This window comes from Streptomyces sp. NPDC052109 (genome assembly GCF_040680195.1).
Lineage (GTDB): Bacteria > Actinomycetota > Actinomycetes > Streptomycetales > Streptomycetaceae > Streptomyces.
The window spans coordinates 35,183-52,347 of record NZ_JBFAWF010000001.1; the positions used below are offsets into that span (position 1 = coordinate 35,183).

The 17,165-nt window shown below is 70.8% G+C and carries 13 protein-coding genes and 1 pseudogene; 13 read left to right on the plus strand and 1 reads right to left on the minus strand.

Annotated features, from left to right (window positions below):
* Window positions 1–176 precede the first annotated feature (176 nt).
* On the plus strand, window positions 177–1,592 hold the full coding sequence (locus AB0L59_RS00150; RefSeq protein WP_365577515.1) for an NAD-dependent malic enzyme: 1,416 nt from the start codon (window positions 177–179) through the stop codon (window positions 1,590–1,592).
* A gap of 368 nt (window positions 1,593–1,960) precedes the next feature.
* On the plus strand, window positions 1,961–2,242 hold the full coding sequence (locus AB0L59_RS00155; protein ID WP_023550134.1) for an HU family DNA-binding protein: 282 nt from the start codon (window positions 1,961–1,963) through the stop codon (window positions 2,240–2,242).
* Between the two features lie 203 nt (window positions 2,243–2,445).
* On the opposite strand, the gene murA is transcribed toward AB0L59_RS00155, so the two are convergent.
* Complete coding sequence (gene murA, locus AB0L59_RS00160; protein ID WP_365577518.1) at window positions 2,446–3,786, minus strand: UDP-N-acetylglucosamine 1-carboxyvinyltransferase; 1,341 nt, start codon at window positions 3,784–3,786, stop codon at window positions 2,446–2,448.
* A gap of 276 nt (window positions 3,787–4,062) precedes the next feature.
* Here murA and AB0L59_RS00165 point away from each other — a divergent pair, with 276 nt between their 5' ends.
* The 11 genes and pseudogenes from AB0L59_RS00165 to AB0L59_RS00215 all read left to right on the plus strand — a co-directional run bounded on the left by AB0L59_RS00165 (window position 4,063) and on the right by AB0L59_RS00215 (window position 16,677).
* Entirely contained in the window at window positions 4,063–4,635 is a 573-nt protein-coding gene (locus tag AB0L59_RS00165; protein ID WP_069780554.1) for a YqgE/AlgH family protein, read from the plus strand.
* Between the two features lie 221 nt (window positions 4,636–4,856).
* Window positions 4,857–5,138: a DUF3039 domain-containing protein gene (locus tag AB0L59_RS00170; RefSeq protein WP_360160460.1), complete on the plus strand. Its 282-nt coding sequence runs from the start codon at window positions 4,857–4,859 to the stop codon at window positions 5,136–5,138.
* A 207-nt stretch (window positions 5,139–5,345) separates the two neighbouring features.
* On the plus strand, window positions 5,346–7,016 hold the full coding sequence (locus tag AB0L59_RS00175; protein ID WP_365577521.1) for a beta-N-acetylhexosaminidase: 1,671 nt from the start codon (window positions 5,346–5,348) through the stop codon (window positions 7,014–7,016).
* 268 nt (window positions 7,017–7,284) lie between these two features.
* On the plus strand, window positions 7,285–8,178 hold the full coding sequence (locus tag AB0L59_RS00180) for an FAD binding domain-containing protein (protein WP_365577524.1): 894 nt from the start codon (window positions 7,285–7,287) through the stop codon (window positions 8,176–8,178).
* A complete protein-coding gene (locus AB0L59_RS00185) occupies window positions 8,175–10,220 on the plus strand; it encodes a 2Fe-2S iron-sulfur cluster-binding protein (RefSeq protein WP_365577527.1) in 2,046 nt (681 codons plus the stop codon). The genes AB0L59_RS00180 and AB0L59_RS00185 overlap by 4 nt, the downstream gene beginning before the upstream one ends.
* Window positions 10,217–12,526, plus strand: coding sequence for a molybdopterin cofactor-binding domain-containing protein (locus AB0L59_RS00190; protein WP_365577530.1), 2,310 nt, complete (start codon window positions 10,217–10,219; stop codon window positions 12,524–12,526). The genes AB0L59_RS00185 and AB0L59_RS00190 overlap by 4 nt, the downstream gene beginning before the upstream one ends.
* A 10-nt stretch (window positions 12,527–12,536) precedes the next feature.
* Window positions 12,537–13,072, plus strand: a pseudogene (locus AB0L59_RS00195) (phosphotransferase).
* A gap of 138 nt (window positions 13,073–13,210) precedes the next feature.
* Complete coding sequence (locus AB0L59_RS00200; RefSeq protein WP_365577533.1) at window positions 13,211–14,371, plus strand: SUKH-4 family immunity protein; 1,161 nt, start codon at window positions 13,211–13,213, stop codon at window positions 14,369–14,371.
* Window positions 14,372–14,600: 229 nt separating this feature from the next.
* Complete coding sequence (locus AB0L59_RS00205; RefSeq protein ID WP_365577536.1) at window positions 14,601–14,981, plus strand: VOC family protein; 381 nt, start codon at window positions 14,601–14,603, stop codon at window positions 14,979–14,981.
* A 504-nt stretch (window positions 14,982–15,485) separates the two neighbouring features.
* Window positions 15,486–15,794: a hypothetical protein gene (locus AB0L59_RS00210; protein WP_365577538.1), complete on the plus strand. Its 309-nt coding sequence runs from the start codon at window positions 15,486–15,488 to the stop codon at window positions 15,792–15,794.
* A gap of 523 nt (window positions 15,795–16,317) precedes the next feature.
* Window positions 16,318–16,677: a hypothetical protein gene (locus tag AB0L59_RS00215; RefSeq protein ID WP_365577541.1), complete on the plus strand. Its 360-nt coding sequence runs from the start codon at window positions 16,318–16,320 to the stop codon at window positions 16,675–16,677.
* The last annotated feature ends 488 nt before the right edge of the window (window positions 16,678–17,165 follow it).

Sequence of the window (17,165 nt, forward strand, 5' to 3'; positions counted from 1 at the left end):
ACGTGGGTCTCTTTCTTTGTTTGATCGTCTCTCGTATGGTGGAAGTGGTTTTCCGAAATCACGCACCGCTCATGAACACAACGTCCGCAATCCAGGGCGACTACCGCGTACTCCGCGGTAGGTGCGACGATCGGACGGCACAACTCGCGACACGGTGAAAGCAGAGGAAGTCGGCCATGGCAACGGCGCCCAGCGTCTCCTACTCGATGACCATCCGGCTGGAGGTGCCCGCGAGCGGAACGGCCGTCTCGCAGCTCACCACCGCCGTGGAGTCCTCCGGAGGCTCGGTGACCGGCCTCGACGTCACCGCGTCCGGCCACGAGAAGCTCCGTATCGACGTCACCATCGCGGCCACCTCCACGGCCCACGCCGAGGAGATCGTCGAGAAGCTGCGCGGGATCGAGGGCGTCACCCTCGGCAAGGTCTCCGACCGTACGTTCCTGATGCACCTCGGCGGCAAGATCGAGATGGCGTCGAAGCACCCCATCCGCAACCGTGACGACCTCTCCATGGTCTACACGCCCGGCGTGGCCCGCGTCTGCATGGCGATCGCCGAGAACCCCGAGGACGCCCGCCGCCTCACCATCAAGCGCAACTCCGTTGCGGTCGTGACGGACGGCTCCGCCGTGCTCGGCCTCGGCAACATCGGCCCGAAGGCGGCCCTCCCCGTCATGGAGGGCAAGGCGGCCCTCTTCAAGCGCTTCGCCGGCATCGACGCCTGGCCGATCTGCCTGGACACCCAGGACACCGACGCCATCGTGGAGATCGTCAAGGCGATCGCCCCCGGGTTCGCCGGCATCAACCTCGAGGACATCTCCGCGCCCCGCTGCTTCGAGATCGAGGCCCGGCTGCGCGAGGCCCTCGACATCCCCGTCTTCCACGACGACCAGCACGGCACCGCCATCGTCGTCCTCGCCGCCCTGACCAACGCCCTCCGCGTCACGGACAAGGCCATCGAGAACATCCGCGTCGTCATGTCCGGCGCCGGCGCGGCGGGTACGGCCATCCTCAAGCTGCTGCTCGCCGCCGGTGTGAAGAACGCCGTCGTCGCCGACATCCACGGGGTCGTCCACTCCGGCCGTGAGGACCTGGTGAACGCCCCGGCCGACTCGCCGCTGCGCTGGATCGCCGACAACACCAACCCCGAGGGCCTCACCGGCACCCTGAAGGAGGCCGTGCGCGGCGCCGACGTGTTCATCGGCGTCTCCGCCCCGAACGTCCTCGACGGCGCCGACGTGGCCGCCATGGCCGACGGTGCCATCGTGTTCGCGCTCGCGAACCCCGACCCCGAGGTCGACCCGGCAATCGCCCGTCAGACGGCGGCCGTTGTGGCCACCGGCCGCTCCGACTTCCCGAACCAGATCAACAACGTGCTGGTCTTCCCGGGCGTCTTCCGCGGCCTGCTGGACGCCCAGTCCCGCACCGTCAACACCGAGATGATGCTCGCCGCCGCGAAGGCCCTGGCCGACGTGGTCAGCGAGGACGAGCTGAACCCGAACTACATCATCCCGAGCGTCTTCAACGACAAGGTCGCGGGCGCCGTCGCGGGCGCGGTCCGCGAGGCCGCGAAGGCGGCCGGGGCGACGGCCTAGGCCGCACCGGGAGACCGGTCCGGGCGCCGCCGCGCGCCCGGCCGGGTGAAGCGAAAGCGGCGGCCGGGCGTCGGCCCGGTGACGGCGTGCCGTACTGTGCAGGGGCTGTGAGGATCCCCACGGCGGCCCCAGAACCGGCGCGTCGTGGAACCAGCTGATGCCGGGCGCGCTCTAGGGTGACGCCGAGCGGGCGCTTTTCGTGTGACTCCCCAGGGTGTTCTCACGACTCCTACGGGTGCCGGATTGGCTTTACCGCCGCAGGTAGGGGCAGGATGCGTCCCTGGGCGCGAGCGCATCGGCATCGCAGTGCCTCGGGCGCATCCGCCGCGTGGCACACCCCAACGGCAAGAAAACACGGGAGTAACAACATGAACCGCAGTGAGCTGGTGGCCGCGCTGGCCGACCGCGCCGAGGTGACCCGCAAGGACGCCGACGCCGTGCTGGCCGCGTTCGCCGAGACCGTCGGCGAGATCGTCGCCAAGGGCGACGAGAAGGTCACCATCCCCGGCTTCCTGACCTTCGAGCGCACCCACCGTGCCGCTCGCACCGCGCGCAACCCGCAGACCGGCGAGCCGATCAACATCCCCGCCGGCTACAGCGTGAAGGTCACCGCGGGCTCCAAGCTCAAGGAAGCGGCCAAGGGCAAGTAAGCGCTCCGCTTCGAGCGCCGGTCCACGGACCGCCGTTCGACTGCAGCGCCGTGGGCCGTGTCGTCTGCAGCTGGTCGCGCCCGCGCGGCGGAGCCGCGGACCGACACAGCCCCGCGCCCCTTGGGGGCGCGTCCACAGCGGGCGTGGACAACGACAATGGGGCGGCCCCTTCAGCGAAGGGGCCGCCCCATTGTCGTAGCGACCTAGCCGAGCGCCTTGCCCGGCAGCTCCACCTTCGCGCCGAGCTCCACGAGCTTCTCCATGAAGTTCTCGTAGCCGCGGTTGATCAGGTCGATGCCGTGGACGCGGGACGTGCCCTCGGCCGCCAGGGCCGCGATGAGGTACGAGAAGCCGCCGCGCAGGTCGGGGATGACCAGGTCGGCGCCCTGCAGCCTGGTCGGGCCGGAGACGACCGCGGAGTGCAGGAAGTTGCGCTGGCCGAAGCGGCAGTCGGAGCCGCCCAGGCACTCGCGGTAGAGCTGGATGTGGGCGCCCATCTGGTTCAGCGCCGAGGTGAAGCCCAGTCGGGACTCGTAGACCGTCTCGTGGATGATCGACAGCCCCGTGGCCTGCGTCAGCGCCACCACCAGCGGCTGCTGCCAGTCGGTCTGGAACCCGGGGTGCACGTCCGTCTCCAGCGCGATGGACTTCAACTGGCCGCCGGGGTGCCAGAAACGGATGCCCTCGTCGTCGATCTCGAAGGCACCGCCCACCTTCCGGTAGGTGTTCAGGAACGTCATCATCGAGCGCTGCTGGGCGCCGCGGACGTAGATGTTGCCGTTGGTAGCGAGTGCCGCCGACGCCCAGGACGCGGCCTCCAGGCGGTCCGGCAGGGCGCGATGGGTGTAGCCGCCGAGCTTGTCCACACCGGTGATGCGGATGGTCCGGTCGGTGTCCATCGCGATGATCGCGCCCATCTTCTGCAGCACGCAGATGAGGTCCTCGATCTCCGGCTCGACGGCCGCGTTGGACAACTCCGTGACGCCGTCGGCCATCACGGCCGTCAGCAGCACCTGCTCGGTCGCGCCCACTGACGGGTACGGCAGCCGGATCTTCGTGCCCCGCAGGCCCTTCGGGGCCTCCAGGTACTGGCCGTCCGCGCGCTTCTCGATCGTGGCGCCGAACTGCCGCAGCACGTCGAAGTGGAAGTCGATGGGCCGGCCGCCGATGTCACAGCCGCCGAGGCCGGGGATGAAGGCGTGGCCGAGGCGGTGCAGCAGCGGGCCGCAGAACAGGATCGGAATACGGCTGGAACCCGCGTGGGCATCGATGTCAGCCACGTTGGCGCTCTCGACGTGCGTAGGGTCGAGCACCAGCTCGCCGGGCTCCTCGCCCGGGCGGACCGTCACCCCGTGCAGCTGGAGCAGGCCGCGGACGACCCGCACGTCACGGATGTCGGGAACGTTGCGCAGGCGGCTCGGCGCGCTGCCCAGAAGGGCGGCGACCATGGCCTTCGGTACGAGGTTCTTCGCACCGCGGACACGGATCTCGCCCTCCAGCGGGGTTCCGCCGTGGACAAGCAGGACATCGTCGTTGACGGTCATGTATCTCGCGTTCCGATGAGTTGGGCAGGGGGGCGGCCGATCACTGTGCGCAGGGGCCGGGAAGACAGGGTAATCGCCGATTACCCCCCTCCCGTAAGCCCGAGTACCACCCAACCGCGTCATAGCTGTGTCACAACACGAACCGTTCCCTTTCCGGCACATGGGGTCACCGACGCCGAGGTGAGCCCGGGGCGCTTCCGTGCTCCCTGAGCTGCGTTCACTCCCGCACTCCGATTGGCTCCCCACCGAAGGGGAAGATGCGGGATCATGTCTGGCATGACCGAGGTGTCCTCGCTCACAGGGCGGCTGCTCGTGGCCACTCCCGCCCTGGCGGACCCGAACTTCGACCGCGCGGTGGTGCTCCTTCTCGACCACGACGAGGAGGGCTCCCTCGGTGTCGTCCTCAACCGCCCCACGCCGGTGGACGTGGGGGACATCCTGGAGGGCTGGGCCGACCTCGCCGGCGAGCCCGGTGTGGTCTTCCAGGGCGGCCCCGTCTCCCTGGACTCGGCGCTCGGTGTCGCGGTCATCCCGGGTGGCGCGAACGGCGACCTCGCCCCGCTCGGCTGGCGACGGGTGCACGGCGCGATCGGCCTGGTCGATCTGGAAGCCCCGCCGGAACTGCTCGCGGCGGCCCTCGGTTCCCTGAGGATCTTCGCCGGATACGCCGGCTGGGGGCCCGGCCAGCTGGAGGACGAGCTCGTCGAGGGCGCCTGGTACGTGGTCGAGTCGGAGCCCGGGGACGTGTCCTCACCGGCACCCGAGCGGCTCTGGCGCGAGGTGCTCCGCCGCCAGCGCAACGAGCTGGCGATGGTGGCCACGTATCCGGACGACCCTTCGCTCAACTGATGCGGGTGCGGACGCGGAGCCCGGGACCGATGGATCCCTCTTCCGGGTGGCATGGCCCGGGACCGGGAGTTGTGGCGACACGGGGCGCAGCCGGCCGCCCCTGCCCCTCCCCGGAAGCCCCCAGGAGGACGGACGGGACGCAAGCGCCGTGTCACGGCCGGTGAAGCTCGTTGTGCAAGCCCTGGGCCCACAGCCCGGGGCGGTTGATTACTCTTGCTGATATGAGCACTCTTGAGCCCGAGCGCGGGACTGGTACGGGGACCCTCGTAGAGCCGACGCCACAGGTGTCCCACGGCGACGGCGACCACGAGCGCTTCGCCCACTACGTCCAGAAGGACAAGATCATGGCGAGCGCGCTCGACGGCACCCCCGTCGTGGCGCTGTGCGGCAAGGTCTGGGTGCCGGGCCGCGACCCGAAGAAGTACCCCGTGTGTCCCATGTGCAAGGAGATCTACGAATCCATGGGCAGCGGTGGCGACGACAAGGGCGGCGACAACAAGTAAGGGTCCGTCCGCGGTCGTGGGGCCCCCGGTGAGTACGCGATGCGCGTGCGCCGGGGGTCTCTGTGTACGCGCACGAGGGTGAGTGGTTCAGACCTCTTGTGGGCATGGTCATGGAGTCCGTAGCCTCACGGAGTTGTACGCGGCGAAATGCGCGTTGCGCACGGTGCAATGCCCTTCCCGGTGACGCGGCAGAGGACTGACGACGACATGAGCGACACGCCCCTTTTCCCGGAACCCGACGTGGCGCTGATCCCGGCGCCGAGCCGCCTGTCGGCCTCGCTGCCCGGGGGAGGCACGGGATTCGTCCTCGACGCGGGGACCGAGATCGAGGCCACCGGGGGCACCGAGCGGGTCGCGCGCTGGCTGCGTGCGACCGTCGGTGCGGCGACCGGGCTGCCACTGGCCCCGCACCGCGACAGCGGCTCCCGCGTCCTGCTGCGGATCAGGCCCTCGCTCGAGGACGAACTGGGCAGCTCCGAGGCCTATCGGCTGTGCGCCGACGGCTGTCTCGTCTGCATCGACGGCGCGAGCGAGGCCGGCCTGTTCTGGGGCGCCCAGACCTTCCGCCAACTGCTCGGTCCGGAGGCCTTCCGGCGCGCTCCGGTCAGCGGCCGGACCGAGTGGGAGTTCCCGGCCGTCACCGTCCGGGACGCACCCCGGTTCCGCTGGCGCGGTCTACTTCTCGACGTGGCCCGGCACTTCATGCCCAAGGAAGGCGTGCTGCGCTATCTCGACCTCATGGCCGCCCACAAACTCAACGTCTTCCACTTCCATCTGACCGACGACCAGGGCTGGCGGATCGAGATCAAGCGGTATCCGAAGCTGACCGAAACCGCGTCCTGGCGGGCACGGTCGAAATTCGGGCACCGGGCCTCGCCCTTCTGGGACGAGAAACCGCACGGTGGTTACTACACCCAGGACGACATCCGGGAGATCGTCGCCTACGCCGCCGAGCGGCATATCACCGTCGTCCCGGAAATCGACGTACCAGGCCATTCGCAGGCCGCCATCGCCGCCTATCCCGAACTCGGCAACACCGACGTCGTCGACACCACCGCCCTGGACGTCTGGGACAACTGGGGGATCTCCGCCAACGTACTCGCCCCCACCGACACCACCCTGCGCTTCTACGAGGGGGTGTTCGAGGAGGTCCTGGAACTGTTCCCCTCGCAGTTCATCCATGTCGGCGGCGACGAATGCCGCAAGGAGCAGTGGACCGAGTCGGTGACCGCCAAGACCCGGATCGCGGAACTCGCCCTCGCCGACGAGGACGCACTGCAGTCGTGGTTCATCGGGCACTTCGACGCCTGGCTCGCCGCGCGCGGCCGCCGCCTCATCGGCTGGGACGAGATCCTGGAGGGCGGGCTGGCCAAGGGGGCCGCGGTGTCGTCCTGGCGCGGTTACGGCGGCGGGATCGCGGCCGCGCGAGCCGGCCACGACGTCGTCATGTGCCCTGAGCAGTACGTGTATCTGGACCACCGTCAGGCTCCCGGAGAGGACGAACCGGTGCCGATCGGGTTCGTCCGCACCCTGGAGGACGTCTACCGCTTCGAACCCGTCCCGGCCGACCTCACCGAGGAGGAGGCCCGGCGTGTGCTGGGCACTCAGGCCAACGTCTGGACCGAGGTGATGGAGGACGCCGCACGCGTCGACTACCAGACCTTTCCCAGGCTCGCGGCCTTCGCCGAGGTGGCGTGGAGCCGGCTGCCCGCCCCCGCCGAGCGGGACTTCGCCGGTTTCGAGCGCCGGATGGGCGCCCATTACGCGCGACTTGACGCCCTCGGTGTCGCCTACCGGCCGCCCACCGGGCCCCGGCCGTGGCAGAAGCGCCCCGGCGTCCTCGGCCGCCCCATCGAGGGACCGCCGCCGAACAGGTGACCGGCCGGTCCAGGTCCCTTTCCCGAACAAGTGCCGGAAAACCGCGCCAAGGGTCACCGAAGAGTGTCAATCGGCGCGCACCGGCGATGCCATGCGAAATCGGACCATCTCCGCGATGAGGTGGGCGAATGCCCCCTACTGCCTCCTAGCGGACCCCCGTCTTCGGCCCTTGCGAAGATGTGCCAGAGTTGCCACGTCCGCCCTGTGAGCACGTACCGTACGGCCACACAGGTGGGACCAGGTGGGGCAGCGGGAAGGGGCAGCCGGTTTGACCACGCACGCACCGCAGGCGGCGCAGGCCGTCACGCTGCCCACGACGCTGGACGAGGCGGTGGCGGCCCTCACCGCCATGCCCGCCGCCGTGCCCGTCGCGGGCGGCACCGATCTCATGGCCGCCGTCAACTCCGGCCAGCTCAGGCCCGCCGCCCTGGTGGGCCTCGGGCGGATCAGCGAGATCCGCGGCTGGCAGTACCAGGACGGCCACGCGCTGCTCGGCGCGGGCCTCACGCACGCGCGCATGGGCCGCCCCGACTTCGCGGCCCTGATCCCGGCGCTCGCCGCCGCCGCGCGTGCCGCGGGCCCGCCGCACATCCGCAACGCGGGCACACTCGGCGGCAACATCGCCTCGGCCGCCCCCACGGGGGACGCGCTTCCGGTGCTGGCCGCCCTGGAGGCGACGCTGATCATCGCGGGCCCGGGCGGAGCCCGCCGGGAGATCCCGGTGTCGCACCTGCTGGCCGGCATGGAGATGCTGCGCGGCGGCGAACTCGTCGGCTACGTGCGCGTGCCGCTGCTGCACGCCCCGCAGGTCTTCCTCAAGGCGACCGGACGTACCGGACCGGGCCGCGCGCTGGCCTCCGTGGCCCTCGTCCTCGACCCCGCCCGGCGCGGAGTGCGGTGCGCCGTCGGCGCCATAGCGCCGATGCCGCTGCGGCCCCTGGAGGCCGAGCAGTGGGTCGCCCAGCTGATCGACTGGGACAACGACCGCGCGCTCGTCCCGGAGGCCCTGAACGCCTTCGGCGAGTACGTCGCCGCGGCCTGCATCCCGGACCCGGCGCCGGAGCCCGACGGCTCGGTGCCCGCGCTTCCGCCCGCCGTACTGCACCTGCGGCGCACCGTCGCCGCACTGGCCCGACGAGCACTGGGGAGGGCGCTGTCGTGACCGACGACCAGCACGGAGAGGGCACGCCCCAGGGCGGCGGACGCTGGGACCCGCTGCCCCAGGGCGACTACGACGACGGGGCCACCGCCTTCGTCAAGCTCCCCGAGGGCGGCATCGACGCCCTGCTGGCGGGCGACAGCCCGCTGGCCGCGCCCGGTCACGGCTATGTGCCGCCGCAGATAGCGGTCGCCCCCGGCGCCGGGGACCCCGCCGCGCCCGGCACCTGGGCCGCGCCCGCGGGCGGCGCCGAGTGGCCCGACCCGAACGCCACGCCGCAGACACGGCACGCGGACGACCGGTTCACGTACCCCCCCGGTGCGACCCAGCACTGGACCTTCGAGGAGCCCGCCGCCCCGGCCGCGCCGGGCCACGACGTCACCGGGCAGTGGTCCATCCCCGTGGCCGGCGGTGATCTGCCGGACGAATCGGGCGAGTTCACCGCGTCCTCCCTGGTCGAGCAGTGGGGCGGCACTCCGCCGGCCACCCTGCCCGGCGGCGCGCCGGCCCCGTGGGCGACGGACGGCGCGGGCAACGCCTGGGCCCAGGGCCCGGCCGGCCCGGAGCCCAGCCCGCTGCCGGACCACACCGACACCCACCCGGCGGGCGACGCACCGGCACCGGACGCGTACGCGCGGGACGAGCGGTACCGGCGTGCCCCGGGCGGATACCCGGAGCCGGGCCACCCGACCGCGACCGACCCGGAAACGGCCCACGGCACGCCGGGTCACGAGGAGGACGGGCACGCGGAGTTCACGCCCGACAGGGCGGGCCGCGCGGAGTCCGGGTACGACGCGCCGGGCCACGCGGAGGCCGTTCACCCGGAGTTCGCCCACGACGGGACCGCTCACCCGGAGCCCGGTCGCCCTGGCGAGGCCGCGCACGGACAGGCGCCCCTCGACGCGCACACCCCCGCGCGGGCCGCTGAGGGCCCCGCTGACGGCCCCGCGGGCCACGAAGGCCCCGCACGCCACGGCACCGCCCCGCAGGCCGCCACAGCGGCGGACACGGCCGGGGCGGCGGACCCCGCGGCCGCGCACCCGGACGCGGCGGCCACGGCGCACTCCTCCGAGCCCGGCGCACCGGACCTCGGGGCCGGCACGGGCGTGCCGCACGACACGCCCGAACGGGCGGGGGGAGCCGCCGGGGAATCCGGCGAGGGACCCACCGGTGAGACCCCCGACGCCGCCGGCACCGCCCACGAGCACCCCGTGGAGGACCCGGCGCCCGGCACCGCCCCGGATTCCGCCCCGGTCCCCGCGCAGGCGGCCGGCGACGAGGGCGCCGAGGAACACACCGCGCCCCTCCCGCCGCACGACGACCACCCGCTCGCGTCCTACGTCCTGCGCGTCAACGGCGTCGACCGGCCCGTCACCGACGCCTGGATCGGCGAGTCGCTGCTGTACGTCCTGCGTGAACGGCTCGGCCTGGCGGGCGCCAAGGACGGCTGCTCGCAGGGCGAGTGCGGGGCCTGCAACGTCCAGGTCGACGGCCGGCTGGTGGCCTCCTGCCTGGTCCCGGCGGTCACCGCGGCCGGCAGCGAGGTGCGCACGGTCGAGGGCCTGGCCGCCGACGGACAGCCCTCCGACGTGCAGCGCGCGCTCGCCCGGTGCGGCGCCGTGCAGTGCGGTTTCTGTGTGCCCGGCATGGCGATGACCGTGCACGATCTGCTGGAGGGCAACCCCGCGCCGACCGAGCTGGAGACCCGGCAGGCGCTGTGCGGCAACCTGTGCCGCTGCTCCGGCTACCGGGGCGTTCTGGAGGCCGTCAAGGAGGTCGTCGCCGAACGCGAGGCCCCGCATGCCGCCGACGCCGGCGCGAACGCGGACGAGGCCCGGATTCCGCACCAGGCGGGCCCCGGCGCCGGCGGCGTCAACCCGTCGGCCTTCGAGGCGCCGGGCGCGTTCGACACCCCGCGGGCCGCGCCCGGCGGCTACGGCGACACGCCGGACCCGTACGGCGTGCCCGACCCGTACGGCACCCCGCCGCACGGCACACCGGGCCCGCACGACCAGCACTACGGCCAGGACGGAGGCCAGGCGTGAGCAACGAAGCCGGCACGGCGACGACCGCCGCGGAACCCGCTCCCGAGGCCGAGGCGTCGCCGCACGGCCTCGGCGCCTCCCTGCCGCACGCCGACGCCCGCGCCAAGACCGAGGGCACCTTCCCGTACGCGGCCGACCTGTGGGCCGAGGGCCTCCTGTGGGCGGCCGTCCTGCGCTCGCCGCACGCGCACGCGCGCATCGTGTCCATCGACACCAGCCACGCGCGCGAGATGCCCGGCGTACGTGCCGTCGTCACCCACGAGGACGTGCCCGGCACCCCGCGCCACGGTCGCGGCACGCCCGACCGGCCGGTGTTCGCCTCCGAGGTCGTACGCCACCACGGAGAGCCCATCGCCGCCGTCGCCGCCGACCACCCGGACACCGCGCGGATGGCCGCGGCCGCCGTCATCGTCGAGTACGAAGTACTCGACCCGGTCACCGATCCCGAGCAGGCCTTCGAGGCCGAACCGCTGCACCCCGACGGGAACCTGATCCGGCACATCCCGCTGCACCACGGCGACCCGTCGGCGGTCGGCGAGGTCGTCGTGGAGGGTCAGTACCGCATAGGGCGCCAGGACCCGGCCCCCATCGGCGCCGAGGCCGGCCTCGCCGTGCCGCGCCCCGACGGCGGCGTGGAGCTGTACCTGGCCTCCACCGACCCGCACAGCGACCGCAACACCGCCGCGGCCTGCTACGGCCTGTCCCCGGATCGGGTGAAGATCGTCGTCACCGGGGTGCCGGGTGCCACCGCCGACCGCGAGGACCAGGGTTTCCAGCTGCCGCTCGGCCTGCTCGCCCTGAAGACCGGCTGTCCGGTGAAGCTCACCGCGACCCGCGAGGAGTCCTTCCTCGGCCACGCCCACCGCCACCCGACGCTCCTGCGCTACCGCCACCACGCGGACGCCGAGGGCAAGCTGGTGAAGGTCGAGGCGCAGATCCTGCTGGACGCGGGCGCGTACGCCGACACCTCCTCCGACGCCCTGGCCGCGGCCGTCTCCTTCGCGTGCGGCCCGTACATCGTCCCGAACGCCTTCATCGAGGGCTGGGCCGTGCGCACCAACAATCCGCCCTCCGGCCACGTGCGCGGCGAGGGCGCCATGCAGGTGTGCGCCGCCTACGAGGCGCAGATGGACAAGCTGGCCAAGAAGCTCGGCCTGGACCCGGCCGAAATGCGCCTGCGCAACGTGCTGGCGACCGGTGACGTGCTGCCGATCGGCCAGACCGTGACGTGCCCCGCCCCGGTCGCCGAACTCCTCCAGGCAGTAAGCGATTTCCCGCTGCCCGCCCTGCCCAAGGACGCCCCGGAGGACGAGTGGCTGCTGCCCGGCGGTCCCGAGGGCGCGGGCGAACCCGGCGCGGTGCGGCGAGGCGTCGGCTACGGCCTCGGCATGGTGCACATGCTCGGCGCGGAGGGCGCCGACGAGGTGTCCACGGCGACGGTCAAGGTGCACGACGGGGTCGCGACCGTGCTGTGCGCGGCCGTCGAGACCGGCCAGGGCTTCACCACGCTCGCCCGGCAGATCGTCCAGGAGACCCTCGGCATCGAGGAAGTCCACGTGGCCCCGGTCGACACCGACCAGCCACCGGCCGGCCCGGGCTGCCGGGGCCGGCACACCTGGGTGTCGGGCGGCGCGGTGGAACGCGCGGCGAAGATGGTACGCACCCAGCTCCTGCAGCCCCTGGCGCACAAGTTCGGCATGTCCACCGAACTGCTCCAGATCACCGACGGCAAGATCACCTCGTACGACGGCGTGCTGTCGACGACCGTCACCGAGGCGATGGACGGCAAGGAGCTGTGGGCCACCGCGCAGTGCCGCCCGCACCCCACGGAACCGCTGAACGCCTCCGGCCAGGGCGATGCCTTCGTGGGCCTGGCCTTCTGCGCGATCCGCGCGGTGGTCGACGTCGACATCGAGCTGGGCTCGGTCCGGGTGGTGGAGCTGGCGGTCGCCCAGGACGTGGGCCGGATCCTCAACCCGACCCAGCTGGCGGCGCGTATCGAGGCGGGCGTGACCCAGGGCGTCGGCATCGCGCTCACCGAGAACCTGCGCACCCCGCGTGGCCTGATCCGCCACCCCGACCTGACCGGATACGCCCTCCCGACCGCCCTGGACGCGCCGGACATCCGGATCGTCAAACTGGTCGAGGAACGGGACGTGGTCGCTCCCTTCGGCGCCAAGTCCGTCAGCGCGGTCCCGGTCGTGACGGCACCGGCCGCGATCGCCTCCGCGGTCCGCGCGGCCACCGGCCGACCGGTCAACCGGCTCCCGATCCGGCCACAGGCGGCGGTGGTGACCAGCGGGTGACCACCCCTGGCTGAGGGACGGCGTCGTGCCGGTCACCGGGGTGAGGGCGGCCGGCGAGTCGACGGTCGCCCAGCGGCCGGCCGAACGGCTGCCGCGCGCCGCCCACGTCGGGGGCTGTTCCGCCGGATGACCGTGTCGGGACGGGCCGAGTGCGACCGCCCCGGAGCGGACGGGAGGCCCTCGCCCAACCGCGCCTGCGGTACCGCCTGTCGGCGGCGTCGGCGGACGGGTGCACGGCGGCCGGTTTCACGGCGGCCGTGCAGGACGTGGTGCTGGGAGAGGATCTGCGGGCGTACGTCGGCCCGGTCCGCACCCGCCCGCTGTACGTGGTCGTCCTGGCGCCGGCCGCGGCGGAGGTCGCGGCACGGGAGGCCGGCCGCGCGAAGACCGGGTACGGCAGGGGATGGAGGGACCGTGGCCGCCCTGGACGAGGAACCGCGCCCGCGCGCCCCGCGCATCGGCGTCTGGCCGGACACGTCCGGGCAGACGCCCGAAGAGACGGCGCGGACGATTCCCGCGGACGCGCAACGGGCCCGGGCCGTGTGACGTCCTTCCAGGTGAGGGTCGTTGTCAGTGGGGCGGCGTAGTGTGCCGAGCAGTGGGGGCACTCGCGCTCACGGACTCACACGGGATCGCACACGGACCGACTCACGTGTGCACCGACGGGGAAATCGCGGGGGAGCGATGAGGACGACCGATGCCGGGCCTGCGGCGATCACGCTGACCGAGACGGAGCTGGACCGCTATGTCACGCACGCGCCGACGCGTGGCCTGCTCACCGGTTCCGGACTGCCCGCGGACACCGACCTGCTGACCTTCTCCCCGCTGCGCACCCACGGCCTGCGCACGCTCGCCGACGCCGCGGACGGCCCGTTCCGCGTGGCGGACGAGCTGCGGGACCGGCTGGTGATCGGCGAACTCCTCAACCCGGCCGGCATGCGGCGCGAGGCCATCCTGCTCGACGGCGGCACCGGCGAGCTGACGACGGCCTATCTCTTCGACCCGGCCGACCCCCGCCCCTTCGCGCCCTCCCTGGACACCCTGCTGCGCTTCGCCGCGGTCACCGAGGAACTGGCCGGACTGCGCGGCCGTTTCGCCTCGCTCGCGGGACAGTACGGCCCCAGGGCCGTGACCGAGGCCACCCGGCGTCTGCTCTCCCTCTTCCAGGAGGGCGCGGACGGCGAGGTCCCGCCGTACTGGAAGGCGGCGGCCCTCATCCGCCCGCTCGCCCTCGTCGCGGGCCCCGGCACGACGTCCGGTCTCACCCTGGACGTGCCCGCACGCCTGCTGGACCAGGAGTTCGGGCACGGCCGGGTGGCCCGCTTCGAGGAGTTCGACTTCCCGGCAACGCTCACGCACGAGCCGACCCGGCGCTTCCTGCGGGAGACCGGGCTGCCCGAGGAGGCGGTCCTCTTCCACGCCGACACGGACGTCCCGCTGCCGACGCTCCGCGAGTACGCCACCGAGGAGTGCGCGGGCGACCACCCCCTGTCCGAACTCCCGGCCCATGCCGACCACTTGATCCGCCTGGGCCGGCTGGCCGAGGACAACAGCCTGGTGCTCGACGGCAGAACGGGCGCGATCCTGACCTTCGGCGAGCCGGAGGCGACGCTTCACCCCCTCAACACCGACGTCTCCACCCTCGCGTTCACGCTCTGGCTCCTGCACCACGAGCGCACCATCGACGGGCACTTGGGCAACGCACTGACGACGGTGGCGTACGACCAGCTGGCCGCCGTGATGATCCACATCCTGTCGGCCGTCGACCCCACGGGCACGGCGCCGGGCACCGACTGGCACTACTGGACGGAGCAGTTCCAGGACGGGGCGGGCGGGATCCTCTGACCCGGCCCGCCCCGTCCCACCACGACCACCCGTTCCCGCCGCTCGCGTCGCCGTTCCACGAGGGCGGTCCTCGTCCGGCGGCCCGGCCGGGTGGGGCGAGGACCTCGAAACCCCTTCGCACCTGCTCGCTTCGCCCGGTACGGTCTCGAGCGTGTTCCCGCTGCGTCGAGCCCGAGAGCTCCGCGCGCGGCCGCCCCGGCAGTTCTCACGCTGAGAGTAGGTTTCGTCCATGGCATGTCGCATCAGTGAGCTCGTGCTCGGTTGCCGCGACCCCGAGGTGCTGGCGCGGTTCTGGTGCGAGGTCCTGGACTTCGTCGTACTCGATCGCGAAGAGGACGGCAGCCTCGAGATCGGGCCGCGCGAAGGGTTCGGCGGCCCACAGCCGACGATCTTCCTCACCCGCCGGGACGAGCCGGAGCCGGGGAAGTCCCGGCTGCACATCGACGTCAACGCCACCGACCGCGATCAGGACGCCGAACTCGAACGCCTCCTGAAGCTCGGGGCGCGTCCGGCCGACATCGGCCAGACCGGCGAGGAGCAGTGGCACGTTCTCGCCGACCCCGAAGGCAATGAGTTCTGCCTGCTCAAGGCCCGTCTCAACCCGCTCTGACGGCTCTGTGACCAGGGTCGCCCGAGACGGAAACGAGACGGACGGCCGTAAGGGCGGCACCCCCGAGGGGTGCCGCCCTTACGTTTTGCCTGTTCAGGCACCAGAGGCCGTGGCGGGAATCGAACCCACGTAACTCGCTTTGCAGGTTAGTTGGTGCTGGGCAGAGCGTGATCCGGCACGGTTCGGGGGCGTTCAGCTGCGTACGGATGCCGTGATCATTGGGCTGAGTGAACGGGGCCGGACGGCCGTGCACGGGGATGAATGAGACGGGAACTGAGACGGACGCGGCGTCTACTCGACGGGTTCCTCCGAACTTCCATTGGTTCAGAGGACGTGATGAACAGTCTGGCAGAGACACCCGCGGTAAGGCGACGACGCTGACCTCACCAGCATCAACTGGGAAACCACATGAACGTCGGTTGCCTGGCATCGAGATGCTGCGGAGATGGATGGGTAGGAGACTGATCCAGGGAACGTAAGGCAGGAGATTCCGGGAGGTCGGCCATGGCACAAGACGCGTTCGCCAAGGTTCGACGGGAAATTGGGACCAGCATGGGGATCACCGATCGATTCCCTGTCACCGAGAAGCTGATGTTGAAGTGGACATGCCCCCCAAGCCGAGCCGTTCCTTTCATGATCCAGATTTGGAAGATCACCAATTCCGGCTACGACAGCCCTATTCGGATGGTGCGGGATTCCGGAGAAGGCAGCGGGCATCAAGTGATCGACTTTGGTGATGACCGATTTATCGCTTATCTGGGTGTGACGGCTATAGGTGATTGGGTGATTGATATTTATACGATACCCGGATAGGGCCGGTAGTAGGCGACCAACAGTCGTTGGCCCGCTACTCAGTGGAGGCGGCAGCATCGTGGCGCCTGGCTGGAGTAGGCGAGATTCGCGAACGGAAGATACATGCGGCTGCCAGCTTGACGCGACCAGTGAGGTGGAGTGCCATGGATGCAGAAGCGTGAGTGGCGTGACGCCATTGGAGATAGCCATGGGGAACGATGAATACTCGCGAAGCGAGTCCAGGCGTCAAGAGGAGCGGCGCTTTGCGGACAGGCAGGAGATGAACAGGATACAGGCAAGAATTTGGGAAAAAAAAAGGATATCTGATTGGAGGGAATCTAATCAGGTCTACATATGCTCCGTCCACGGCGGCCCTGGTGCGCCGTCCCAGGGCGGGAAGTGTGGCTCGTGTGTCGCTGCGGAGAAAAGAGCCCACGATAAGCAGGGTCGCGAGCCCATAATCGGAACCTTTTCCTCATCTCACCACGGAAAGGGGAAGCCGGGAGGCGGGGGAGGTCGGGAACCCTTTGGCGAAGAGTATCTCGTGACGGATTACGGCCGAGCGAATATTCCCCAGCGTGTGGGTGACGGTCTTGCTGGCCACGAGATAATTCAGCACGCTTACTTGAAGGCGCTTGGCTTGGAAAAGTCAAGGGGTTCCTATAATGCGGCCATTCTTCTGACGGAAGAGCAGCATCGAAAGGTCGACGCATATCAAAGAGAGCGCGGCCTTTATGATTCGGAGAAATTGGCGAAGATGTCGTTGGAAGACATTGTTCACGAGAATGCGGAATGCCTTCGCCTTGCAGGCCTTCGCCAGAGTGCCATCGATCGCGTGACAGAGTACGCGTTTGAGCAATTTCCTGCCTTGCAGGCGCGAGGTGTGAAGATTTGGTCTGATTGATCGGCTTGGCGCCTTCAATCTGGATGGGTGCAAGATGGGCGACCCGGGGCCCTGGGGAGTATTGGGGGTAACGCGGGGGGCCTCTTTTCTCGAAATCAAGAGGGCGCGACAGCGGAAGGCTAAACTGCTGCACTCGGACTTGCATCATCATAAGCAGGAGGCCGAATCCGTTCGCAAAAACCGAGAAGATGAGATGAAGGAGGTGAATCTGGCCTTCGCAATTCTCTCCGAATGTCAGAGGGTGGGTGGGAATTGGCAAGCACGCGCGGAGGAGAAGTGGAATGCCAATCACATGTCTTCCCGGCGACGCGACAGGCAACGGCAGGGTGCAGATGAACCCCGGCAAGCTGCCGATGCCGCAGACGGCGCATACGACGAATGGCTACGTAAGGCTCGGGATGCGGCCGAGAGGGCGCGTAAGGAGCAGGAGCGGAGGGCTGCTCGGGATGCGGCCGAGAGGGCGCGTAAGGAGCAGGAGCGGAGGGCCG

Excerpts from the sequence above, each read along its gene's own strand:
- AB0L59_RS00150 (WP_365577515.1), top strand. The coding sequence starts at position 177 with ATGGCAACGGCGCCCAGCGTCTCCTACTCGATGACCATCCGGCTGGAG.
- AB0L59_RS00155 (WP_023550134.1), top strand. The coding sequence starts at position 1,961 with ATGAACCGCAGTGAGCTGGTGGCCGCGCTGGCCGACCGCGCCGAGGTG.
- murA (WP_365577518.1), bottom strand. The coding sequence starts at position 3,786 with ATGACCGTCAACGACGATGTCCTGCTTGTCCACGGCGGAACCCCGCTG.
- AB0L59_RS00165 (WP_069780554.1), top strand. The coding sequence starts at position 4,063 with ATGACCGAGGTGTCCTCGCTCACAGGGCGGCTGCTCGTGGCCACTCCC.
- AB0L59_RS00170 (WP_360160460.1), top strand. The coding sequence starts at position 4,857 with ATGAGCACTCTTGAGCCCGAGCGCGGGACTGGTACGGGGACCCTCGTA.
- AB0L59_RS00175 (WP_365577521.1), top strand. The coding sequence starts at position 5,346 with ATGAGCGACACGCCCCTTTTCCCGGAACCCGACGTGGCGCTGATCCCG.
- AB0L59_RS00200 (WP_365577533.1), top strand. The coding sequence starts at position 13,211 with ATGAGGACGACCGATGCCGGGCCTGCGGCGATCACGCTGACCGAGACG.
- AB0L59_RS00205 (WP_365577536.1), top strand. The coding sequence starts at position 14,601 with ATGGCATGTCGCATCAGTGAGCTCGTGCTCGGTTGCCGCGACCCCGAG.
- AB0L59_RS00210 (WP_365577538.1), top strand. The coding sequence starts at position 15,486 with ATGGCACAAGACGCGTTCGCCAAGGTTCGACGGGAAATTGGGACCAGC.